Origin of the sequence: Photorhabdus sp. HUG-39, assembly GCF_963878365.1 — a bacterium.
Lineage (GTDB): Bacteria > Pseudomonadota > Gammaproteobacteria > Enterobacterales > Enterobacteriaceae > Photorhabdus > Photorhabdus kayaii.
Window position 1 is genome coordinate 16,270 of sequence record NZ_CAWNWY010000025.1, and the last position, 22,136, is coordinate 38,405.

Annotated in this window: 23 protein-coding genes; 8 read left to right on the forward strand and 15 right to left on the reverse strand. The window is 42.0% G+C overall.

Going from position 1 to position 22,136, the window contains the following annotated elements:
• The first annotated feature begins 7 nt into the window (after positions 1-7).
• Together AAC155_RS15920 and AAC155_RS15925 are read left to right on the forward strand one after the other, a co-directional pair.
• Entirely contained in the window at positions 8-730 is a 723-nt protein-coding gene (locus AAC155_RS15920) for a YggN family protein (RefSeq protein WP_113043274.1), read from the forward strand.
• 117 nt (positions 731-847) lie between these two features.
• On the forward strand, positions 848-1,798 hold the full coding sequence (locus AAC155_RS15925; RefSeq protein ID WP_113043275.1) for a siderophore ABC transporter substrate-binding protein: 951 nt from the start codon (positions 848-850) through the stop codon (positions 1,796-1,798).
• 496 nt (positions 1,799-2,294) lie between these two features.
• Here AAC155_RS15925 and AAC155_RS15930 read toward each other — a convergent pair whose 3' ends face one another.
• From AAC155_RS15930 to AAC155_RS15955, 6 genes are all read right to left on the reverse strand, one after another.
• Complete coding sequence (locus AAC155_RS15930) at positions 2,295-2,957, reverse strand: hypothetical protein (protein WP_113043276.1); 663 nt, start codon at positions 2,955-2,957, stop codon at positions 2,295-2,297.
• 549 nt (positions 2,958-3,506) lie between these two features.
• Positions 3,507-4,637 carry a radical SAM family heme chaperone HemW gene (gene hemW / locus AAC155_RS15935; protein ID WP_113043277.1) on the reverse strand — a complete coding sequence of 377 codons (1,131 nt, stop codon included), beginning with the start codon at positions 4,635-4,637 and terminating at the stop codon, positions 3,507-3,509.
• Positions 4,630-5,223, reverse strand: a complete 594-nt coding sequence (locus AAC155_RS15940; protein ID WP_113043278.1) for an XTP/dITP diphosphatase — start codon at positions 5,221-5,223, stop codon at positions 4,630-4,632. Before AAC155_RS15940 ends, hemW begins: the two co-directional genes overlap by 8 nt.
• Before the next feature lie 26 nt (positions 5,224-5,249).
• On the reverse strand, positions 5,250-5,798 hold the full coding sequence (locus AAC155_RS15945; protein ID WP_113043279.1) for a YggT family protein: 549 nt from the start codon (positions 5,796-5,798) through the stop codon (positions 5,250-5,252).
• Between the two features lie 18 nt (positions 5,799-5,816).
• Positions 5,817-6,638 carry a pyrroline-5-carboxylate reductase gene (gene proC, locus AAC155_RS15950; RefSeq protein WP_113043280.1) on the reverse strand — a complete coding sequence of 274 codons (822 nt, stop codon included), beginning with the start codon at positions 6,636-6,638 and terminating at the stop codon, positions 5,817-5,819.
• A 25-nt stretch (positions 6,639-6,663) separates the two neighbouring features.
• Entirely contained in the window at positions 6,664-7,359 is a 696-nt protein-coding gene (locus AAC155_RS15955; protein ID WP_113043281.1) for a YggS family pyridoxal phosphate-dependent enzyme, read from the reverse strand.
• A gap of 21 nt (positions 7,360-7,380) precedes the next feature.
• Between AAC155_RS15955 and AAC155_RS15960 the strand changes: the two genes are divergently transcribed.
• A complete protein-coding gene (locus AAC155_RS15960; protein WP_113043282.1) occupies positions 7,381-8,418 on the forward strand; it encodes a type IV pilus twitching motility protein PilT in 1,038 nt (345 codons plus the stop codon).
• Positions 8,419-8,445: 27 nt separating this feature from the next.
• Here the strand turns inward: AAC155_RS15960 and ruvX are convergent, their stop codons facing one another.
• The 4 genes from ruvX to rsmE form a co-directional block, all read right to left on the reverse strand.
• Complete coding sequence (gene ruvX, locus AAC155_RS15965; protein ID WP_113043283.1) at positions 8,446-8,865, reverse strand: Holliday junction resolvase RuvX; 420 nt, start codon at positions 8,863-8,865, stop codon at positions 8,446-8,448.
• On the reverse strand, positions 8,866-9,429 hold the full coding sequence (locus tag AAC155_RS15970; protein WP_113043284.1) for a YqgE/AlgH family protein: 564 nt from the start codon (positions 9,427-9,429) through the stop codon (positions 8,866-8,868).
• A 109-nt stretch (positions 9,430-9,538) separates the two neighbouring features.
• Entirely contained in the window at positions 9,539-10,489 is a 951-nt protein-coding gene (gene gshB / locus AAC155_RS15975) for a glutathione synthase (RefSeq protein WP_113043285.1), read from the reverse strand.
• 9 nt (positions 10,490-10,498) lie between these two features.
• On the reverse strand, positions 10,499-11,230 hold the full coding sequence (gene rsmE / locus AAC155_RS15980) for a 16S rRNA (uracil(1498)-N(3))-methyltransferase (protein WP_113043286.1): 732 nt from the start codon (positions 11,228-11,230) through the stop codon (positions 10,499-10,501).
• A 279-nt stretch (positions 11,231-11,509) separates the two neighbouring features.
• On the opposite strand from rsmE, the gene AAC155_RS15985 reads away from it, so the two are divergent.
• Positions 11,510-12,196, forward strand: coding sequence for a prepilin peptidase (locus AAC155_RS15985; RefSeq protein WP_113043287.1), 687 nt, complete (start codon positions 11,510-11,512; stop codon positions 12,194-12,196).
• Positions 12,197-12,247: 51 nt separating this feature from the next.
• On the opposite strand, the gene AAC155_RS15990 is transcribed toward AAC155_RS15985, so the two are convergent.
• Positions 12,248-12,889 (reverse strand): DsbA family protein, encoded by a 642-nt coding sequence (locus AAC155_RS15990; RefSeq protein WP_113043288.1) that lies wholly within the window; start codon positions 12,887-12,889, stop codon positions 12,248-12,250.
• Positions 12,890-12,920: 31 nt separating this feature from the next.
• On the reverse strand, positions 12,921-13,805 hold the full coding sequence (locus AAC155_RS15995) for an MBL fold metallo-hydrolase (RefSeq protein WP_113043289.1): 885 nt from the start codon (positions 13,803-13,805) through the stop codon (positions 12,921-12,923).
• A 105-nt stretch (positions 13,806-13,910) separates the two neighbouring features.
• On the opposite strand from AAC155_RS15995, the gene AAC155_RS16000 reads away from it, so the two are divergent.
• On the forward strand, positions 13,911-14,825 hold the full coding sequence (locus tag AAC155_RS16000; RefSeq protein ID WP_011145516.1) for a LysR family transcriptional regulator: 915 nt from the start codon (positions 13,911-13,913) through the stop codon (positions 14,823-14,825).
• Here the strand turns inward: AAC155_RS16000 and AAC155_RS16005 are convergent.
• Positions 14,808-15,743 carry a LysR family transcriptional regulator gene (locus AAC155_RS16005; RefSeq protein WP_113043290.1) on the reverse strand — a complete coding sequence of 312 codons (936 nt, stop codon included), beginning with the start codon at positions 15,741-15,743 and terminating at the stop codon, positions 14,808-14,810. The two genes, AAC155_RS16000 and AAC155_RS16005, sit on opposite strands and share 18 nt — an antisense overlap.
• 124 nt (positions 15,744-15,867) lie before the next feature.
• Between AAC155_RS16005 and lysA the strand changes: the two genes are divergently transcribed.
• Entirely contained in the window at positions 15,868-17,160 is a 1,293-nt protein-coding gene (gene lysA, locus AAC155_RS16010) for a diaminopimelate decarboxylase (RefSeq protein WP_113043291.1), read from the forward strand.
• 72 nt (positions 17,161-17,232) lie between these two features.
• Here the strand turns inward: lysA and fadE are convergent, their stop codons facing one another.
• Positions 17,233-19,668, reverse strand: a complete 2,436-nt coding sequence (gene fadE / locus AAC155_RS16015) for an acyl-CoA dehydrogenase FadE (RefSeq protein ID WP_113043292.1) — start codon at positions 19,666-19,668, stop codon at positions 17,233-17,235.
• A gap of 260 nt (positions 19,669-19,928) precedes the next feature.
• Between fadE and lpcA the strand changes: the two genes are divergently transcribed.
• Both lpcA and AAC155_RS16025 read left to right on the forward strand, forming a co-directional pair.
• Complete coding sequence (gene lpcA / locus AAC155_RS16020; protein WP_113043293.1) at positions 19,929-20,510, forward strand: D-sedoheptulose 7-phosphate isomerase; 582 nt, start codon at positions 19,929-19,931, stop codon at positions 20,508-20,510.
• Positions 20,511-20,660: 150 nt separating this feature from the next.
• Positions 20,661-21,428, forward strand: coding sequence for a class II glutamine amidotransferase (locus AAC155_RS16025; protein WP_112878728.1), 768 nt, complete (start codon positions 20,661-20,663; stop codon positions 21,426-21,428).
• On the opposite strand, the gene AAC155_RS16030 is transcribed toward AAC155_RS16025, so the two are convergent.
• Positions 21,399-22,133 (reverse strand): L,D-transpeptidase family protein, encoded by a 735-nt coding sequence (locus AAC155_RS16030; protein WP_113043294.1) that lies wholly within the window; start codon positions 22,131-22,133, stop codon positions 21,399-21,401. The two genes, AAC155_RS16025 and AAC155_RS16030, sit on opposite strands and share 30 nt — an antisense overlap.
• Positions 22,134-22,136: the final 3 nt, after the last annotated feature.

Sequence of the window (22,136 nt, forward strand, 5' to 3'; positions counted from 1 at the left end):
AGAAAACATGTTACGCAAAATTATCATTGCTGCATCTTTGCTATTTGTTGCTCAGACTCAAGCAGGTTATGAATGCCAGGTAAATCCACAGAATGACATTATTATTACTTCTCAATCAGTTCAAGTTGTGGGGGCAAGTGGCAATCTCCAGATTTCACCTGATGGTTCAGTAATTCGTGATGGTAGGAACTTAAGTTTAAATACAGAACAGCGTCAGAAAGCACAACGTTATCAGCAGGCTTTGCGGCAGGATTTGCCTTGGATTAAACAAGAAACCGGAAGACACCTGATAACGGCCCGTAAATCCTTGGATAAAGTCGTAGTAGATACTATCGGTAAGGATAGCAATGTGCGTAATCGGTTGTCTGATCTTGAGTCAGGGCTTAATCAGCAAATAAACCGAATTATTGAAACTCGCTCTGATGGCATGGCATTCCACCATCAAGCGATTAAGCAGGTTGAAAAAGATAGCCGTAGCTTAATTGAGCAAAGTCTTGGTGGAGTGTTACAGGACAGTATTAATGAGATTGGCAATAAGCAATTTAGCCTAAATGGTGATAATAATCAGGCACTACAATCTTTGCTTGGTAGTTTGGGTGGATTGCAGAATAATTTGAAAGCTGAATGGCGGGCTCAGGAGGAAGATTTCCAGCGTTTTGGCAAAGAGGTTTGCGGTAAGATCAGTGGCCTTGAGCAACAACGAATTGAATTACTGAATTTTATTAAATAGTTGCTGATAATCACAAATAAGAATCAATTTGAAATTGATTCTTATTTAGATTGACATATTTTTTTCGCTACCTAGAATGCAAATGCTTACTAAATATTCTTTCTTGGAGTGCAATATATGAAAAAGATAATCCCCGTCGTTCTGGTATCGTTATTTGCTGTTGCAAGCCATTCCGCATTTAGTCAGAAATCTGCTGTAGTTACACCAAATGCTGTTACAGCTCAGGCTGATGATAAGGTTATAGTTAAGCACCTTTCCGGTGAAACTGAGGTCAAAAAGAATCCTCAGAAAGTTGTTTTATTTGATTTCGGCACTTATGATTCATTAGTTAAATTAGGTTTATCAGATAGGGTTGTTGCATTACCTACTGGTAATACGCCTGAATATCTCCGTAATAGCTTACCTAAAGAGGTAGAAAATGCGGGGGGGATGAAAGATCCTAATCTGGAAAAACTGGCGCAACTTAAACCTGATTTGATCGTTATTACTGGTCGTCAAGGTTCTTTCTATGAAAAACTGTCAAAAATAGCACCGACAATTAATTTGGGAACTGATAGCAAAAATTATTTGGTTTCAGTTGAAAGTAATATAACGTTATTAGGTGAATTATTTAGTAAACAGAGTGAAGTGAAAGATCAGATTGCCGATCTGGAAAAAACTATTGCTAAAGCTCAGGATAAAGCTAAATCTGCTGATGCAAAAGTTTTAGTATTGCTGCATAACGCAGATAAATTAATGCTGAATAACCAGAGTGTCGTGTATGACGTGGTTAAGGCACAGAAAGCGGAATTAGCTATTCCTGCTGGTGAAGATAAAACCAAACGCGTTGTAGTGACTTCTGATATGATTGCTCAAGCCAATCCAGATGTGATTTTAATTATTGACCGCAGTGAAGCAATTGGTGCTGGTAAGCTAGATAAAGCGAAGTTTGAAGATGATAAAGTGAAATCCACTTCAGCGTACAAGAATGGCAAAATTACTTATCTGAAGTCTGATCTGTGGTATTTGTCTGGCGGTGGTTTGGAAAGTCTGTCAGCACAAGTTAATGCGGTGGCTGATGCCCTTTAATCAGGTCATGTGCCATTTTGAATTTGAACAGTGATTGAAGTTCCACAATGGATTGTTTTAGTTTGGTCTGACAGTTATCGGTTTTTTATGCTGGTAACTGTCAGGTTTGATTTGAGCTATACTCTATGGATTCCAAGATGCATCGCGATGGCAAGGGAGCGAATCCCCGGCAGCATAGCTAACTTCGTTATTAATAAATATATTTATATCATATGTAAGTAAGCTGAGAAATTATTTACATTGGTCATTTTTAAAATAACCAAAATTAATCTAAATATTTTTTCAGATGATAATTTACTTTCTGTGAAAAAATAATTTTTTTAAAATATTAATAGTAATTTACATATTGAATTTACAAGATGAAATTATTATTTATTTTATATTTTAATGTCTGATTTATTCGATTTTATAATATGGAGAATGATATTTAACTATCAAGGAACTTATAATAAATAATAAGTTCCTTGATAGTTAAATAAGATTACAAATAAAGGTCTTATGAACAAACATGAACTGCGTTTGCCGCATCAATCCCCAATGTAGCTATAGCAGCACCAGCCAGAGCTAGTTCTGCAATAAATGCGGCTCCATCTGTAGCAAACCATATAGTTAATTGTGCTGCTGCGGTTACCCCAGTAATTACCCAGTCATACCAATGCATTGAGTCCTTTAATGCCTTGATTATTCCAGAAAAACCTACAGCATTCTTAATTTCAGAAATTAATGACCAAATCATCTTCGCTTTATCAAGAAGAGAAGTCGCATTTTTAAAGTCTTCGATTGTAGCAAGTAATCCACGTAGAGTATCCTGGCTTAACTCTTTTAATAATGCGCGTGTGGCTGCACGAGTTTCAGCTTCATTTATACCTAAAAATTGGAATACAAGACCAAAAGCATCAGCAACAACCGTACCAATTGCAAGAATACATGGTGATACACCGGCGTATTCAATTGGCTTTAATTCTCTATCAATGCGAAGATGAGTTAAATTATTAAGGAATAATCTCTTGTGAGCATCATTTACAACCATATCAAGGCTGATATTTGCTTTTTGATAATCGGAAAGTTGATCATAAAAGTCTTTATAATACGGAGTCAGTGCTGTAGCCAGCTCTTCTTTGGATAAAGTATATAACATTTCTTTATTTTCAACGTTCATTTTTTATTCCAATTCAAGTTAAGTTAAGAATAATTTTTGAGAATGCTTGTGCTAATAAGAATATAATAAAGAGAAAATTAAATATAGTCGTATTTGAGATAATTTAAATGATATTATTGTGCTGTAATTCACATATATTAAACTTAATTCTTGTGTATAATGTGTTTTTATTAAACTTCAATTAATATACTTGCTGATGGTCGATATTAACTATTATCTACATGGATAAATATATTTATACGAGAGATTCATAAATCTTTATATTATTATTTTTTGTATTATATTTTTTTGTTTATTTTTATGTATATTGAGTTTTTATTATTGAAAATTAAATTGTGAATTATTATTTTGATATTAATTGGGATGTAATCAGTCCTCCAAAAGGAGTAGGAATCCGACACTGGTCAATCAGTCACTACCATCTAATGGAGTCCCCACTGAAGTTCAGCGGGGGAAATGTATTATGAATAGAAACGAAACCAATGGAGGTATCAATTTTATGCAAAGATAATCTTTGTGGAGTTGAATTTTCCGAAGGCGATTTTTGTGTTAAAGAAATAGTTCCAATAATGAATTTAGGAACAGTTTGCCTTTCTGCGTAATTTGCCAGTGTGTTGCTGTTTCAGAGAGATAACCAGCGGCTAAGGCTTGTTCAATTTGAGTACGAATTGAGGTTTCAGATAACCCGGTGAAATCACTGAAATCTTGTTTTGGCATCATTTCCAGTAGACGGAATCGGTTCATAAAAAATTCAAATGGTCGATCTTCATTTTCTACCTGATGCTGTTTATCCAGATAGCGCCCCTGCATATATCCACGAGGATGTTTGGTTTTCACTGTGCGTAGGATACGGCCATCTTCAAATGTGATTTTTCCATGAGCGCCACAGCCAATACCAAGGTAATCCCCAAAACGCCAGTAGTTGAGATTGTGCTGGCATTGATAGCCTGGCTTGGCATAAGCAGAAGTTTCATATTGCTGATAACCTGCCGCTGTCAGCAATTGGTGACCTTGTGAAAAGATATCCCATAAAGCATCATCGTCGGGTAGAACGGGAGGACGAGAACCAAAGCTGGTATTAGGCTCAATAGTCAACTGATACCATGAAAGATGCGGTGGTGATAATGCAATTGCCTGACGTAAATCATTCAGCGCTTCATCAAGACTTTGGTTCGGCAAACCATGCATCAAATCTAGATTAAAACTGCGTAGCCCCAGACTGGCGGCTAAACGTGCTGCCCGTTTGGCTTCATCCGGCCCGTGAATACGGCCAAGACGTACTAGTTTATCCGGGCTGAAACTCTGCACGCCAATGGATATTCGGTTAATACCCGCTTGCTGGTAACCGCTGAAACGGTCGATTTCCACAGTACCCGGATTGGCTTCCATCGTAATTTCAGCTTGTGGCGATACCGGCAGGAGAGCACGAACGCCATCCAGCAATTGTTGCATTGCCTGTGAGCTAAGCAGGCTAGGGGTTCCTCCACCAATAAAGATAGTGGTAACTTCCCGTCCATTGACCATTGGCCGATCTGTTTTCAGATCTGCCAATAAGTGGTCAACATACTCCTGATGTGGAACATCACCTTTCAAGGCATGAGAGTTAAAATCACAGTAAGGACACTTTTGTACACACCATGGAATATGGATGTAAAGACTCAGTGGTGGAAGTTTAAGCATTACGTAGTGTATCCAACATCATCTTTAGTGCCTGACCACGATGCGAAACAGCATTTTTTTGTTCACCCGTTAATTCAGCGGCAGTACAGCCTAATTTTGGTATGTAGAAGATGGGATCATAACCAAACCCGCCATTACCGGCAGGCTTATGAGCGATAATCCCCGGCCAGCGACCATGAAATACCAGAGGCGTTGGATCTTCTGCATGGCGTATATAAACCAACACACAGTTAAACTGAGCTTGACGTTGATCGTCAGGAATATCTTTCATCGTATCCAGCAATTTTTCCAAATTTTGCTGGTCAGTAGCATTTTCACCTGCATAGCGGGCTGAATAGATACCCGGAGCGCCGCCAAGGATGTCTACAGATAGACCAGAATCATCAGCAATTGCGGGCAGGCCGGTAACTTGTGCGGCGTGGCGGGCTTTAAGAATGGCATTTTCAATAAATGTCAGCCCGGTCTCTTCGGCTGAATTTACGCCTAACTCAGTTTGAGCAACAATATTCAGACCAAAATCAGCCAGTAATTGTGCCAGTTCACGAACTTTTCCGGGGTTGCCGGTTGCCAGAACGACTTTTTGCATTATTTTGAGCTCAATTTAATTCTTATTTACTGTATCAGCCATGAAAGAACATCAGCGCGGAGATAGTTCAGTGCGTATAGGATCAAAATGACGATCATTGCTGAAAAATCAAGGCCGCCCATTGTTGGCATAATGCGGCGGATAGGTGCCATCAATGGCTCTGTTAGTTGCATCAAAACATAGTCAATCGGATTGCGTCCCTGGCTTATCCAGCTTAGTAGAGCACGTGCCAGCACCAACCAGAATATCAGTTTACCTGCTGCTGTCAGCAATTCAATTAACCCGATAGGGATGAAAAGTGTGAGGAAAGCAACCGCACCGGTACTGAACCAAAGTTGCATGATCAATTTAAACAATACCAGAACGTAAGCGACAACAATGGAGGCAGTATCGAGAGAACCAATAGACGGTATAACTCGGCGTAATGGCCGAACGATCGGTTGGGTCATTTTCACAATAAATTGGGCAAATGGGTTATAAAAATCACAACGAGCCCATTGCATCCATACACGAAGTAATAAAACAGCGATGTATAAATCCAGAACTGTGAATAGAATAAAGGTTAAAAATTGCATTTAGCAGCCTTGATAAAATTAAAATTGTTTTTCCATTTCCTGTGCCCGGCGAATAGCCGCCTGCATAGCGTTGGATACGGTTTCCGGCAATTTGCCTTCATAAAAAATACGTAATGCTTCCGCAGTAGTACCGCCTTTAGATGTTACCTGTTCACGCAGGGTTGCAAAAGGGAGATCTACATTTGATGCGGCCAGTGCCGCAGAACCTATTGCCGTTTGCAAAACAATTTCACGGGCTGTTTGGCTATCAAAACCTAGACGTTCTGCTTCCTGTTGCATTGATTCCATAAATAGGAAGAAATAAGCGGGTGCACTGCCTGCTACGGCGATAACGTCATTGATGCCATTTTCATCTTTTACCCAGTAGGTTTTACCAACACTGTTCATTAATGCTTGAGTGAAATCACGGTCAGACTGACTGACTTGCTCAGATGCGAATAATCCGCTCACCCCTTGACTAATTAATGCCGGCGTGTTTGGCATGATACGAACAATATTGAGTTTGTCTTGTAATAAAGCATCAAAACGTGCAACGGAAATACCTGAAGCAATAGACAGAACCAGCTTGTTACTGAAATCTACATTTTCTTTCAGAGGCTGGCAGACATCTGCCATGACTTGCGGTTTTACCGTCAGAACAACAACGTCTGCTTCCTGTGCGTAGCGAATATTGTCACTACCGCTGTTAACGCTATACTCTGTTGCTAGTGCATCGCGGCGAGTATGACTTGGTGCGCAGACATTAATCAGCTCAGCAGGGTACCCTCCTTTTACTAATCCAGCTATGATGGCGTGAGCCATATTACCTGCACCAATAAAGGTAATTTTACGTTTCTCCATTGAATACCTCGTAGCATTGAAATGGTTAATTGTGATACTGACGTGCACCGAAAATTGCTGTTCCAATTCGTACTAATGTGGAACCACAATTAATAGCGGCAGCCATATCATCAGTCATCCCCATTGAAAGAGTATCTATTTGAGGATATTTCGTTTTCAGGTTAAGGAAGGCTTGTTCCATCCTCCTGAAAACCATTAATTGATGTTCATAGTCAGGTTCTGGTGCCGGGATTGCCATTAAACCACGGAGCCTTACATTCGGTAGTTTGTTCACTTCGGTTGCCAGCGTTGATAGTTCATCAAGTTGAATACCTGATTTGCTCCGTTCATCACTGATATTTATTTGAATAAGAATATTCAGCGGTTCCATTCCCTCCGGGCGTTGTTCGTTCAGGCGTTGTGCTATTTTCAAGCGGTCAATGGTATGGCACCAGTTAAAATTTTCTGCCACCAAACGGCTTTTATTAGACTGTAACGGACCGATAAAGTGCCATATCAAATCATTACAATTTGCAAAATACGCAATTTTTTCTACACCTTCCTGCACATAATTTTCACCAAACTGGCGTTGCCCGGCAGCGATTGCTTTTTCGATATCTTCCACAGGTTTGGTTTTACTGACTGCAAGCAAGGTAATTTCTTCTGGAACGCGTTCGCATTTCTGTGCGGCAATGGCTATGTGGGTCCTGACATCTTGTAAATTTTGTTCAATATTGTTCATGGTGACTCAGGAGATTAAAAAATGAATATGGATAAGCTAGTGGCCCTTAGTGTAAAGCATAATGCTTCAGATCTGCATCTTTGTATTGGGCAAGTTCCTGTATTACGTATAAATGGAGTGCTTTGTCCGCAAACTCAACTGCCATCTGTAAATAATCTATTGCTGGAAGAGTGGAGTAGGCAGTTTTTATCAGAAAATCAGCGACAACAGCTATTAACGAGTGGACATGTGGATTTTGCGTTGGAAACAGAAAATGGCCAACGATTGAGGGGCAACATTTTTTGTCAACACTCCGGGTTGTCAGTCGTTTTGCGTTTAATTCACTCTCAGTGTTCAACTCTGGAACAGCTAAAAGCACCTGAAATTATCCGTGAAATGGCTTTGCGGGAAGAGAGTGGGTTGATCCTGGTAACAGGTGCTACAGGCAGCGGGAAGTCGACAACGTTAACAGCCATTGTGGATATGCTGAATAGCCACTGTTGTCAGCACATTATTACATTGGAAGATCCCGTGGAATTTATCCACCATAGTCGCAATTGTCTGATACAACAACGGCAAATTGGATTGAATTCTCCTAGTTATCAGGAAGCGTTAAAAGGGGCTCTCCGGCAAGATCCTGATGTATTGTTGTTGGGTGAGTTGCGGGATAAAGAGACAATACGCTTGGCGTTAACCGCGGCAGAGACTGGGCATTTGGTATTGTCGACTTTGCATACCAGAGGTGCTGTACAGGCAATTGACCGGCTGGTGGATATTTTCTCCGCTGAAGAAAAAGGGTGGGTACGTAGCCAGCTAGCAGGCAGCCTGAAAGCTGTGATAGCACAGCAATTAGTCTCTGCCCAAGGAGGAGGACGAGTTGCTATATATGAAGTATTGGTAGTTAATCAGGCAGTGAGTCATCTGATACGAGAAGGAAAAAATCATCAAATAACAACACTTATGCAGACGGGCGCTGCCAGTGGGATGCAAACTTATGAGCAAGGCTGGCAGCAGCGTAAATTACAGGGATTACTGGCAGAGCAAACAGAAAGGAAGATCAAAGAGAATGCTATCAGTTAATTGCGAATTGCGGTTATATGGTTGCTGTTAATAGTGTTGTTCAAACCAGCTTTCCAGAATAATAACAGCGGAAGTAGCATCTACTTTTCCTTTATTTAAGGCTTTATAACCCCCTCGGTCGAACAGATGGGCACGGGCTTCAACCGTTGTCAGGCGTTCATCTTGGAGTTGAACTTGTACGCCAAACCGGCCATGTAGCCGGTTTGCAAATTTACGTGCTTGCACTGTGACGAATTGCTCAGTGCCATCCATATTGAGGGGAAGGCCAACGATAACCAGATCAGGTTGCCATTCTTTAAGTAATTTTTCGATTTGCCCCCAATTGGGGATACCATCTGTGGCTTTAAACGAGGTTAATGCTCTGGCGGTGCCCGTGATTTCTTGTCCAATGGCTGCGCCGATGCTGCGGGTGCCAAAATCGAAGGCCATTATTGTACGGTTATTCATCTATGCATGTCCTGCCTGTGGGGCAATATTATAGATATTGATTCCGAGCAAAGATGCGGCTTCACGCCAGCGGTCCGCAATGGGTGAGTTGAAAATAATGTGTGGATCAGCGTTTGCTGTTAGCCAGCTATTCTCCATTATCTCTTTTTCAAGTTGACCCTTTTCCCAACTGGCATACCCCAACGTGACCAATATCTGTTTTGGTTGGCGTGGTGTACCCAAGGTTTCAAGGACGTCTTTGGAGGTGGTGATCATTGTGTCATCGGAAATTCTGATACTTGAATTGAAACCTGGTTTTGGTGTGTGCAATATAAAACCATGATCTTCAGCAAGTGGGCCACCAGTCATAACAGGCTTGTTTAGATTGATACTTTCATCCCGATCTTCTGGTGATATTTTCAGCTTTTGTAAAACTTTCCGAACGGAGATTTGCTCAATAGGTTTATTTATCACCAATCCCATTGCCCCATTTTCATTGTGTTCACATATGTAAACAACTGAGCGTTTGAAATAGGGATCAGATAATGAAGGCATGGCGATAAGAAAATAGTGCTGTAGATTCATTTTTTTTCTAGTAATTAACCTGGCTGTGTAAGGATTATTTAGCCCAACAGTATGTGGGCTAAAAGTATAAATGACAAACCTTGACAGGCAAATTCGTGAAAAGAATTTTTTATTTCTCTAATCGTTCTTCAATTGCATTCATTAACATGCCAATGATTGAAATATCAGGGAAAGCGGCTTCTATCTCGCGTGCACAGGTTGGACTGGTGACATTAATTTCAGTCAGTTTGTCACCAATGATGTCCAGACCAACAAAGATTAACCCTTTTTCTTGCAAAGTTGGAGCAACAGCTCTGGCGATAGCCCAGTCACTTTCTGAAAGCGGGCGAGCTTCACCACGGCCACCCGCAGCAAGATTACCACGGGTTTCACCTTGGGTAGGGATACGAGCCAGGCAATAAGGAACGGGTTCGCCATTGATAATTAATACTCGTTTATCACCTTCTTTTATGGCCGGTAAGAAATTCTGCGCCATGCAGAAGCGATTGCCATGTTCTGTTAGAGTTTCAATAATAACACTAACGTTTGGGTCATCTTTTTTCAGGCGGAATATCGATGCACCGCCCATACCATCTAGTGGTTTAAAGATGACATCTCCGTGTTTCTGGTGGAATTCACGTAAGTGAGCGGCATTGCGAGTCACTAATGTATCTGGTGTTAAATCAGGGAACCAGGCTGTGAAGAGTTTTTCGTTACAATCGCGTAGGCTTTGTGGTTTATTGACAATGAGAGAGCCTTTCTCTTCCGCGCGTTCCAAAATATAAGTGGCGTAAATGTATTCAGTATCAAATGGTGGATCTTTGCGCATCAGGATGACATCCAATGTTTCCAGTGCTAGATCTTGTTCTCTATCGAATTGGTACCATTGTTGTGGATGGTTTTCTACCTGCAATAAGCGGGTACGTGCGCGGGCTTCCCCTTGGTGCAGATAGAGATCACTCATCTCCATATAATGGAGTTCCCAGCCGCGACGTTGTACTTCTAATAGCATGGCAAAACTGGTGTCTTTCTTGATGTTGATGGATGAAATGGGGTCCATCACTATGCCGAGTTTGATCATTCTTTCTCCTTAACCCAAATCGCCGAAACGCACTTGTAATGCAGTAATTGCGGTGAGCGCTGTCGTTTCTGTTCTCAGTACCCGTGGTCCTAATAGGATATCAGTAAATTGGTAATTAGCTGTCATGGCAATTTCATCTATCGATAATCCGCCTTCCGGGCCGATCAGTAAACGCACTTTTTCCACAGGTAAAGGTAGGGTATTGATGCTTTGGCTGGCTCGTGGATGTAGATTTAATTTTAAACTGCCATCATTTTCTGCACACCAGTGCTCAAGTTGCATCACTGGGCGAATTTCAGGTACACGGTTACGACAGCATTGCTCACAGGCAGCAATAGCAATTTTCTGCCACTGCTGAAGTTTTTTAGCCAGCCGTTCTCCATCCAGCTTTACACCACAGCGTTCAGAAATTAAAGGCGTAATAACATTTACCCCTAATTCTACAGATTTTTGAATGGTGAATTCCATTTTCTCACCACGGGATATGACTTGCCCCAGATGGAGATTAAGTGGTGATTCATTATCGGCGAGTTCGCTATTGCTGATATGTACTTTGACAGATTTTTTGCTAGCTTCGGTAATCTGAGCGTTGAAGATCTGATTGCTGCCATCAAACAGTTGTAACTGTTGGCCATGAGTCATTCTGAGTACCCGCCCAACATGGTTAGCCGCCTCATCACTCAGATAAATTTCAGTATTCGATGAGAGTAATTCCGGGTGATATACGCGGGGTATACGCATGTTTTTCTTTCCTTATACATAAGGCCATAAATAATGGAGGGTATGATAAGGGAGGCTTAATCCAATTATCAAGTTATCTCGATGCGGATTGTTATCTCTGAATAAATGTTGCGAGTCTGCTCGCATATTTATATCTTATTTGACTTTTTTATGTTTATTTTGTTGTTTTAATGTAGTGGTGTTTATTATTATCTTTTTATGCCAAAAACATAATGAATATTTGTTTTATTATTTGGTTAAAATATTCATTGTATAATTAAGCTGGAGGTGTTTTATTAAATGGATTTTAATATTAAGGTTATTGTTTTGGCTGTTTTTATTGGAATAGTGTCTGGAATGATTCTGAATAAAGCGATATCTGTATTTATTAAAATTACTTATGGATATGAAAAAATAGCTTTCGGTTATTTTCAGATTGAATTAGTGACACTGTTTATAACGGCTTTTTTTGTGATTTATTTTTCATTGAGTTTTCATTCATATATTGTTTTAATGTTTGTTTTGATATTTACTTGGATGCTAATTATACTTTCTTTTATTGATGTAAAAATTAGGTTGTTGCCAGATATAATAAATTACCCACTTTTATGGTTAGGGTTATTATTGAATTTAAATCAAACTTTTGTGTCTATTGAACAAGCTGTGACAGGTGCGATTGCGGGTTATTTGGTTTTATGGTCGCTCTATTGGTTATTCAGAATAATCTGTCATAAAGAGGGATTAGGATATGGCGATTTTAAATTAATGGCGGCGGTTAGTGCTTGGTTGGGGGTTGGTGCAATTCCTTTATTAATGTTCTTATCCTCATTGTTTGGTATTATTGGATGCGTGTGGCAATGGAGAATGCGAGAAAATTATCAGGATGCTATGGCTTTTGGTCCTTATATAGCTATTTCTGCGATCATAATGATTTATCTGAACTTGCAGGGAATGGATGGATTATTTTGGATGGCGCCCGATAGCTAAATAAGATATGGGCGCCAGTAGTTAAAATTGTGGTATTAAAAAATTGTGGTATCAAAACTGATAGTGAATCAGCATATCTTGCCAACGTTTAGGTTGTCCCAAATATTTATCAAGAGAAATAATAGATAGCTCGTTTCTGTTATTTTCTAAAATAAACGTAGGGAAGCCTGAGCCGCCAACTTTTGCCAATAGTTCTCGGCTTTCTCTAATATGTTGGAGACTTTCTGATTCATTATTCAATATCAGCTCTTGCTGGAACTGTTCTGAATCAAGCTGTAGTTCATTTGCTAAATTCAATAATGTTTCAGTTTCGCTGACTTTTAGTCCACGAACATAATGCGCTTTTTGTACTGCCAGTAACATTTCGACACCTTTAACAGCCAACTTTTCTGCTGCAAGAATGGCTGATATTGGTGGTAATGAATCCATAATCAGTGACTTATCATTTAACAGTGTAACATATTGCTCACTGAAAATTTGCCCGGTCAGGCTTGCGATCCGTTTATCCTGACTAAGGACATAATCACGCCATGTGCTGTCTATTTGGCGTCTATTATCACCTGTTAGCATTCCGCCGCCATGCAATTCAATTTTCACATTTGCGACCTCTTTTGCTGCTTGTATCAGAGAGGAAACGCCATAGCACCAGCCACATAGTGGATCATAGATATAATGCAGAGTCATTCCGGGCATATTACTTATTCCTGAAAAAGGGTTAATTCACTTATTGGGGCCACTTCATTTCGCCTTTCAGCACCTTAGCACTTAATTCGAGACTGGATTTGTCTCCAAGTTTTGGATAGTGTTTCTCCATTGCAGCTATTAGCGCTTTTGAATCTTTCGCTTTTGCCAGCTCTTTCTCAAAAATAGTCAGGTACTTCTGCGTGAAATGAACGGATTCCAACGTCATTGGCGTGTTACCAAGGAAATGTCCCGGAACTACAATTGTCGGTTTTAGCTCTTTGATACGATCTAATGTCTGCATCCAGTTTTTACGAGACTCTTTAGTCTGTGTATCCGCCATCCAGACATGAATGTTGCTTGAAACGGTGACACCGCCTACTACCGCTTTTAGTTTTGGTATCCAAACGAAAGTACGGTCAGCCGCAGGGCCATCAAGACCTTCGACGATCAGTTTTTCACCATCAACTGTAAAAGTGTGACCTTCCAGTAGTTGCGGCACGATGACTTTTTTGGGTGCCTGTTCTTTCAGGACACCTCCCCAATAAGCCAGTTTGCCATCTTTGGTCTTGTTGATTTCTTTAATTGTTTCTGGTGATGCAATGACTTTGGCATCAGGGAATGCTTTGGTCAGTACTTCAAGGCCGAAATAGAAATCAGGATCGGACTGACTGATATAAATGGTTGTCAGCTTTTTTCCGGTATCTTTAATTCTTTTGACCAGTGCTTCAGCATCATTTTTTTGAAACTGAGCATCGATCAGTACAACTTCTTTATCTCCACTGATGATTTCAGAAGAGACAGGAAATAGGCTTTTCTCACCCGGATTATAAACATCCAGTTTGAGATCAGCGGCTTGTGCCAGAGAAATGGTACCCAAGGAAAGGATACCTGCCAGCGCAATATTTAGTGTTGTTTTGCGAGTCATGATTGAATTCCTGATGTTGTGTGAACGAGGTTCATAATAAGTTGCGTTTTTCGATGGAAAAACCGCATAATTGGTAATTATTTGTTGCATAAATCGAGCTAATTGATGGATAGAATCACTGCTGCGCAAGTGTTCACTATAATTGTAGAACAAGGCAGCATGATTGCTGCATCGGAACGGTTAGATATGTCGCGGGCAATGGTATCCCGTTATTTGGCTGAAATGGAAAAGTGGGCGGGAGTACGTCTGTTACATCGTACGACGAGAAAGATCAGCCTGACATCAGCAGGAGAGATCGCCTATCAGCGCAGCCGTAAGTTATTGCAATTGTCGGAAGAGATACCTGTTCATCAACCAGTAGAAGCGCAGGAGCTGAGTGGTCTTTTGCGGATAAGCAGTTCTCAATCTCTGGCAGTAAGCGCGTTGTCTGTAGCGATTCCTGAGTTTATGCAGATTTATCCTCAGATAGCTATTGATATGCAAATAAGCAATAAGGCAATAAATTTGGTCGAGGAGCGGATAGATTTAGCGTTACGCATCACGAATAATCTGGAACCGAATTTGATCGCCAGACCGTTATCGACATGTCATTCTGTGGTTTGTGCCGCCCCTTGTTATCTGGCGGGAAAAATGCTCCCGCAAAAGCCTGCTGATTTAGCCCTGCATAACTGTATGACTTATAACTTTTTTGGTAAAAGTCTTTGGTTATTTGAACATCGAGGGGAAAAATATTCTGTTCCTGTTAGCGGTACTTTGAGTGCCAATGAATCGATGGTGTTAATGGAAGCAACATTGCAAGGTGCGGGAATCGCCATGCAACCTTATTATTCTGTTGCTTCGCATTTGGCGTCAGGAAAATTGATTCAGTTGTTGCCAGAATATCGACCTCAAGCTATGGGAATTTATGGTATTTATGCCAGCCGTCAAAATATGCCCGCAACGCTGAGGGCATTACTGGATTTTCTGGTTCAATGGTTTGCTTCCTCTCCATACTGGCAAGCACTAATGCTGAAAAGCTGACTTTAGTTTCTGAGGAAACAGAGCAACTTGTGCTTTTAGGTGCTCAATAAAAGTATCGACTGGGGCGGAAGAAGGACGGTGAATGGGTTTTATCAGGCTGACAGTAAAAGGAATGTTAATACTAAATGGGCGAGCGCATATTTCAGATTTGCCATGACTGTCTAGATAATCGAGTACGGTCAGTGGGTTGACAATAGAAACACCAATGCCTTCTCGCACCATTGCACATACTGATGCAGCACTGTGAGTTTCCATAATCATGCGGCGGCGAATATGGTGTTCTGTGAATATTCCATCAATGAGCTGACGGTAACTATCTGTTATTGAAAGGCTGATGAAATTTTGTTGGTTGAAATCTTCTGGAGTCAATAGCGGTTTATGACTGAGAGGATGAGCGGCAGGCAATACGCAAATTTCATTTAGTGTGATCAGTGTTTCTCTCTGTGTACCCGGTGGTGTCTGCAAATGTTCTGTCAGACCCAGATCATGGCGTTGAGCTGAGAGCCACTCTTCCAGTAGAGGTGACTCCTGTGGAATGATGGTTAAATTAGTGTCAGGGTATTGACGGGTGAAGTGGTGGCAAACTTTCGGTAACAGTGATTGAGAAAATACCGGCAGGCAGGCAATGGAAAGCTGAGCATGTTGAAATTTACGTATGTTGTCAGCCGCATTCATTATTCTTTCAAGTCCATAATAAGAGCGCTGTACTTCTTCAAAAAGGCGCAATCCTTGTGCTGTCGGATGCAGGCGGCCTTTTACTCGGTCAAATAGTTTGAATTTTATTAGATGCTCGAATCGTGCTAATTCGCGACTGACGGTTGGTTGTGATGTTTGTAATAAAATAGCCGCTTCTGTCAGGTTTTTTGTCGTCATTACCGCATGGAAGATTTCAATATGGCGCCATGAACAAGAAGACATAAATTGTTCCTTCGAAAGATAATTCTATATCACAGATGAATAAACTATAACGAAATGGATATTTTTATTCCTGTTTTTTACTGCCAATAATGGGTTATCTGTTGACTTTGTGAGAGAAACCCTGATGAGTGCTTTTACCTACAATTTTACCCGCAATAGTTGTCCTAATCTGATAGCGGAGAATTTGAGTTGTTTGCCAGAAACGTACGGTACTCCATTATGGGTTTACGATAGTGAAAAAATTATCCAAAAAATCAAATCATTATGTCAGTTTGATGTGGTTAGGTTTGCGCAGAAAGCTTGTTCTAATACTCATATTTTGCGCCTGATGCGTGAATATGGTGTGAAAGTTGATGCCGTTTCATTAGGAGAAATTGAGCGTGCTTTACGGGCAGGGTTTTGTCCAGGACAAGAAATGGCAGACATCGTTTTCACTGCTGATTTAATTGATGTGTCGACGCTGCAAAGAGTAACTGAATTGGATATTCCGGTTAATGCGGGTTCTATCGATATGTTGGAACAGATTGGTCAATATAAAAAAGGGCACCCGGTGTGGCTGCGGATCAATCCTGGGTTTGGTCATGGTCATAGCCAGAAGACGAATACGGGGGGGGAAAACAGTAAACATGGTATTTGGTATCAGGATCTGCCACTGGCAATTGAGAAAATCCGCCACTATGGATTGAAATTGCTTGGTTTACATATGCATATTGGCTCTGGTGTTGATTATCATCACCTTGCCAGTGTGTGTAATGCGATGGTTGAACAGGTTATTCTTTGTGATGAAGATATTCAGGCAATTTCAGCCGGCGGCGGTTTATCGACGCCTTATCATCAGGGTGATGAACGAATCGATATCGCTCATTATTTTGGGTTGTGGGATGATGCGCGTAAAAGGATTGAGCAGCATTTAGGTCATAAAGTTGAGCTGGAAATTGAACCGGGACGTTTTTTGGTGGCGGAATCTGGCGTTCTGATGACAGAAGTTCGGGCGGTTAAGCAGATGGGGAACCGTAATTATGTGCTGGTGGATGCGGGATTTAATGACTTAATGCGTCCAGTAATGTATGGCAGTTATCACCATATCTCAGTTTTGCCTGCTGATGGACGTAAGATTGAGCAATTGCCATTGCAGGAAACGTTAGTTGCGGGGCCGTTATGTGAATCCGGTGATATCTTTACGCAGGTTGAAGGCGGGGGTGTTGCGCCAAGAACGTTGCCGCCGGTTCGGGTTGGCGACTATCTGGTTTTTCATGATACGGGTGCTTATGGTGCGTCAATGTCCTCCAATTACAACAGCCGTCCGCTTATCTCTGAGGTGTTGTTTGTTAATGGTAGCCCCCAATTAATTCGTCGCCGTCAAACGATTGAAGAGTTGTTAGCATTGGAAGAAGTATCTTGTGCCTCTACGTCATAAAATACGGGGCGATATTTGTTAAGATATCGCCCCGTGATTAATTTAGTGCTTAACTCTCTTTAGTCGTCAGTTTCAGGCGGCTTCTGTTCTCAGTTTTTCAACGCGGGCAGGAACAGCCAGTGCTTCTGCTTCAAACTCATCGACGTTGATAGAACGTAGACGGCTTGCTTCGGCACGTTTCAGAATTTCGGCTTCGTCTGGCGTGATCTTACGTTCTGCCAGCGCTTGTTCTGCCAGTTTATCAAGTCGAGTAAAACCAAGGCGTTTACCTGCTTCGCGACTCAAACGGGCATGGATCGGTTCTGCGGCAATAATATCATGCAGGGCTTCTTCCAGTAATCCGTGAGGATTGTGCTCGCTTGGTGTCAGATATTGACCACGGCCAATGCGATCACGGGTAGCCGACGGTTGTTGTAAGATCTGGGCCAGTTTGTGATCCAGACGGTCAGATGGGGCTGAATGTACACGCCCTAGAGGGAAGACGATAACACGCATCAGGCCGGCGACCAGACGATTAGGGAAGTTACTCAGTAAATTATCTATCGCTTGTTCTGCCTGATACAAACTATCTTGAACGGCCCAATGAACTAGCGGCAAATCTTCTTTTTGACGACCTTCATCGTCGTAGCGTTTCAATGTCGCGGAAGCCAGATAGGTTTGACTCAGAACATCTCCAAGACGGGCGGAGACACGTTCACGGCGTTTCAGGCTACCACCTAATACCCCCATTGCCACATCTGATAATAGCGCAAGGTTGGCACTCAGGCGGTTTAATTGTTGATAGTAACGGCGTGTTGCATCATTGACCGGCGTGCTACTGGTGCGGCCGTTGGTTAAGCCAAGCCAGAAGCTGCGTAACGTGTTACTGACAACGTGACCAAGATGCCTAAACAATGCCTTATCAAAATCTTTAATACGGTTATTTTCAGCCGCGGCCATTTCGTCAAGTACATAAGGATGGCAGCGGATAGCGCCTTGACCGTAGATAATCATGTTGCGGGTCAAAATATTAGCGCCTTCAACGGTAATGGCGATAGGTGCGCCTTGATAAGCGCGGGCCAGGAAGTTGGATGGACCAAGGCAAATCCCTTTACCACCGGCAATATCCATTGCATCAATAACAGATTTTTGGCCTCGGTGAGTACAGTGATATTTGACGATAGCGGATAACACAGAGGGTTTCTCACCTAGCATAATACCGGTTGTTGCAAGCGTTGAAGCCGCATCCATCAGATAGGCGTTACCGGCAATGCGTGCCAGTGGTTCTTCAATCCCTTCCATTTTACCAATTGGCATTTTGAATTGGCGGCGGATATAAGAGTATGCGCCAATCGCCATCGCAACGCTTTTCAAACCGCCGGTTGCATTTGATGGCAGAGTGATACCGCGGCCAACAGACAGACACTCAACCAGCATACGCCAGCCTTGTCCGGCCATTTTTGGCCCACCAATAATGTAGTCGATCGGAACAAAGATATCTTTACCGCGAGTTGGACCATTCTGGAATGGAATATTCAATGGGAAATGGCGATGACCAATTTCTACTCCTGGTACATTGGTCGGGATCAATGCACAGGTAATGCCCAATTCTTCTGTATCACCCAATAAATGGTCAGGGTCAGACAGTTTGAAAGCCAGACCGAGTACGGTAGCGATAGGGGCAAGTGTGATATAACGTTTGTTCCAGGTCAGGCGCATACCGAGAATTTGTTCACCTTGCCATTCTCCCATACAGACTACGCCTGTATCTGGGATTGATCCGGCATCAGAGCCAGCTTCCGGGCTGGTCAGTGCGAAACATGGGATCTCTTCACCACGGGCAAGCCCAGGTAGATAGTGGTTCTTCTGCTCTTCGGTGCCATAATGCTGTAATAATTCACCAGGGCCGAGAGAGTTAGGTACACCTACGGTAATTGCTAGAATGCCGGATGTACCTGCTAATTTTTGCAGGACTCGTGCTTGAGCATAGGCTGAGAACTCCAGACCGCCATACTCTTTTTTAATGATCATGGCGAAGAAGCGGTGTTCTTTCAGGTAACGCCATAACTCAGGTGGTAAATCAGCAAGTTCATGGCTTATCTGGAAATCATTGGTCATGCGGCAAGCTTCTTCTACCGGGCCATCCAGAAATGCTTGTTCTTCAACGGTTAACTGAGGCTTTGGATAGTCATGTAATTTTTTCCAGTCGGGTTTACCGCGGAACAGTTCGCCTTCCCACCAGGTAGTACCTGCATCAAGAGCTTCTTTTTCCGTGCGAGATAGAATTGGCATTACTTTACGGAAGGCTTTTAAGGCCGGAACAGTCAGTAAGGAGTGGCGCATTGGCGCAAAATTCAGCGGGAACAGAATAATGGCCATGGGTAACAACATCCAGTAGCTCCATGCATCAATAACGCCCATCAAGACGGTATAGACAAGGAGCAGTAAGCTGCTAAGACTGAGATTGACTTTGTGATAGCAAAGTATCCCAATCAATACTAAGAATAGAATAATACTCAATGTGGTCATAATAAAAGCTCCTGGTTAATCTCAGGGTCAGATAAGTCATCAGAGGTCGGACCTGTTGTGGTGTTCTTCTCTTTTTTAGACCAGGAAATTGCTTTTAGCAATATCTTTACATCTTAATTACAATGTAGCTCACAAACTCATGGTGATCGGTGGCGGCTTAATTCTCCAGAAATGTAATGTTGTCTTCTTTCAATTCTCTTGATCCGGTAAACTGCCCTTCGGCACAACATTAAAGATTACCTGACCGAAGTGAGGAGCCTATGTATCAAGACCTGATCCGTAGTGAATTGAGCGAAGCCGTGGATACGCTGGCAAAGTTTTTAAGTGACGATGCAAATATTGAAGCAATTCAAAAAGCAGCAGTATTACTGGCTGATTCATTTAAAGCGGGCGGCAAGGTATTGTCCTGCGGTAATGGAGGTTCGCATTGTGATGCGATGCATTTTGCTGAAGAATTAACCGGCCGTTACCGCGAAAATCGTCCTGGCTATCCGGCGATTGCAATTTCTGATGTCAGCCACCTTTCCTGCGTCAGTAATGATTTCGGGTATGAATTTGTTTTTTCTCGTTATGTGGAAGCGGTTGGGAAAGAGGGGGATGTGTTACTGGGTATTTCTACTTCCGGTAATTCCGGTAATATTATCAAAGCAGTAGAAGCTGCCCGCGTAAGAGGCATGAAAGTCATTACGCTGACAGGCAAGGATGGCGGTAAAATGGCAGGAACCGCTGATGTGGAAATTCGTGTCCCGCATTTTGGTTATGCAGATCGTATTCAGGAAATTCATATCAAAGTTATTCATATCCTGATTCAACTTATTGAAAAAGAAATGGTTAAAGTTTGATTTTATACCCTATGGATTTCAAGATGGATCGCGGCGGCAAGGGAGCGAATCCCCGGGAGCATAGATAACGATGTGACCGGGGTGAGTGAGTGCAGCCAACAAAGAGGCAACTTGAAAGATGACGGGTATTATAGGCTACAGAGGTGGGCAATGTGTGAGTTACTTGGCATGAGTGCAAATGTGCCAACAGATATCTGCTTTAGTTTAGGTGGTCTGATTCAACGGGGGGGTCATACTGGGCCTCATAAAGATGGTTGGGGGATCACATTTTATGAGGGGCGGGGCTGTCGCACATTTAAAGATCATCAACCCGGTTACAATTCGCCCGTTGCTCGCTTTGTACAAGAGTACCCGATTAAATCTAGAGTGGTGGTTTCTCATATCCGGCAGGCTAACCGCGGTAATGTTGCGTTGGAAAATACTCATCCTTTCATTCGTGAGATGTGGGGACGCAACTGGACTTATGCCCATAATGGGCAACTTCGGGGCTATCGGCAGCTTGAAACCGGTCAGTATCGTCCCGTTGGACAAACGGATAGTGAACATGCTTTTTGCTGGATTTTACAGCGACTTTCACAAAAATATCCAAGAACTCCCTCGAACTGGCCTAAGGTTTTTCGTTTTATCGCCTCACTCGCAGATGAACTCAGCAAAAAAGGCGTATTCAATATGTTGCTGTCGGATGGGCGTTTTGTGATGGCATATTGTTCAACCAACCTTTATTGGATTACCCGTCGGGCACCGTTTGGAAAAGCAAAACTTCTGGATCAGGATATTGAAATTGATTTTCAACAACATACACAGCCGGATGATGTTGTTTCTGTCATTGTTACTCAACCTTTGACGGGTAATGAAGCTTGGAATCGTATTGAGCCGGGTCGCTATGCACTATTTCATCTTGGTGAACGCATATTGTGATTGATGCTGCAAAAGTGGCGATTTTTCAGGTGTAGCATTAACCACATATTGGCCGTTAATGACGCTAATCGTTGCTGGCCGGTGATTTTTTACAAAATACTCATAGGCTGGCTGTAATTGTAGCCAAAACATGTAATAGGAGGATGAACGGTGGCGTAACATATTCTGCGGTGTCATTCTGAATGGATAAATACTGATATTAATTTCATACTGCCCGCGCAATAATGCACTTTCTACATAATCGTAGATTTCATCCATGTAACCATTAGTCATAGCGTAACAACCGACAGATTTACACTCGCCGTGGATCATTAAATAGTTACCGGAATAGCCTCTGAATTTATCGTATTCATTTGGAAAACCGAGATTAATAGATCGGTAATATCGACTATTTGGATTGAGCTGATGGGGTTTTACACGATAGAAACCTTCCGGGCTTTTCAGGTCACCTTCTGTGGTTTTGGGACCAAGGCCGCCAGAGTAATTACAGATGGGGTAGCTTTTAGACAGTTGGTAGCTTCCATGACCATTTTTAGTATAAAGCTCCAGTATCCGCTCTTCTTTGAATATTTGGATAAAGACAGGAGAGCCGGTCTGCGCGGGAGAATTTTGCTTCAATTGGACTAAAATATCCTCAGCATAGACAGGAGTAAATGAACTAAATAACAACAATATTATTGCAGAAAAAGCCGCGGTTTTTTTCATGTG

Bases quoted from the DNA above. Each gene is read 5' to 3' on its own strand.
- AAC155_RS15920 (WP_113043274.1), top strand. From the start codon at position 8: ATGTTACGCAAAATTATCATTGCTGCATCTTTGCTATTTGTTGCTCAG.
- AAC155_RS15925 (WP_113043275.1), top strand. From the start codon at position 848: ATGAAAAAGATAATCCCCGTCGTTCTGGTATCGTTATTTGCTGTTGCA.
- AAC155_RS15930 (WP_113043276.1), bottom strand. From the start codon at position 2,957: ATGAACGTTGAAAATAAAGAAATGTTATATACTTTATCCAAAGAAGAG.
- hemW (WP_113043277.1), bottom strand. From the start codon at position 4,637: ATGCTTAAACTTCCACCACTGAGTCTTTACATCCATATTCCATGGTGT.
- AAC155_RS15940 (WP_113043278.1), bottom strand. From the start codon at position 5,223: ATGCAAAAAGTCGTTCTGGCAACCGGCAACCCCGGAAAAGTTCGTGAA.
- AAC155_RS15945 (WP_113043279.1), bottom strand. From the start codon at position 5,798: ATGCAATTTTTAACCTTTATTCTATTCACAGTTCTGGATTTATACATC.
- proC (WP_113043280.1), bottom strand. From the start codon at position 6,638: ATGGAGAAACGTAAAATTACCTTTATTGGTGCAGGTAATATGGCTCAC.
- AAC155_RS15955 (WP_113043281.1), bottom strand. From the start codon at position 7,359: ATGAACAATATTGAACAAAATTTACAAGATGTCAGGACCCACATAGCC.
- AAC155_RS15960 (WP_113043282.1), top strand. From the start codon at position 7,381: ATGAATATGGATAAGCTAGTGGCCCTTAGTGTAAAGCATAATGCTTCA.
- ruvX (WP_113043283.1), bottom strand. From the start codon at position 8,865: ATGAATAACCGTACAATAATGGCCTTCGATTTTGGCACCCGCAGCATC.
- AAC155_RS15970 (WP_113043284.1), bottom strand. From the start codon at position 9,429: ATGAATCTACAGCACTATTTTCTTATCGCCATGCCTTCATTATCTGAT.
- gshB (WP_113043285.1), bottom strand. From the start codon at position 10,489: ATGATCAAACTCGGCATAGTGATGGACCCCATTTCATCCATCAACATC.
- rsmE (WP_113043286.1), bottom strand. From the start codon at position 11,230: ATGCGTATACCCCGCGTATATCACCCGGAATTACTCTCATCGAATACT.
- AAC155_RS15985 (WP_113043287.1), top strand. From the start codon at position 11,510: ATGGATTTTAATATTAAGGTTATTGTTTTGGCTGTTTTTATTGGAATA.
- AAC155_RS15990 (WP_113043288.1), bottom strand. From the start codon at position 12,889: ATGCCCGGAATGACTCTGCATTATATCTATGATCCACTATGTGGCTGG.
- AAC155_RS15995 (WP_113043289.1), bottom strand. From the start codon at position 13,805: ATGACTCGCAAAACAACACTAAATATTGCGCTGGCAGGTATCCTTTCC.
- AAC155_RS16000 (WP_011145516.1), top strand. From the start codon at position 13,911: ATGGATAGAATCACTGCTGCGCAAGTGTTCACTATAATTGTAGAACAA.
- AAC155_RS16005 (WP_113043290.1), bottom strand. From the start codon at position 15,743: ATGTCTTCTTGTTCATGGCGCCATATTGAAATCTTCCATGCGGTAATG.
- lysA (WP_113043291.1), top strand. From the start codon at position 15,868: ATGAGTGCTTTTACCTACAATTTTACCCGCAATAGTTGTCCTAATCTG.
- fadE (WP_113043292.1), bottom strand. From the start codon at position 19,668: ATGACCACATTGAGTATTATTCTATTCTTAGTATTGATTGGGATACTT.
- lpcA (WP_113043293.1), top strand. From the start codon at position 19,929: ATGTATCAAGACCTGATCCGTAGTGAATTGAGCGAAGCCGTGGATACG.
- AAC155_RS16025 (WP_112878728.1), top strand. From the start codon at position 20,661: ATGTGTGAGTTACTTGGCATGAGTGCAAATGTGCCAACAGATATCTGC.
- AAC155_RS16030 (WP_113043294.1), bottom strand. From the start codon at position 22,133: ATGAAAAAAACCGCGGCTTTTTCTGCAATAATATTGTTGTTATTTAGT.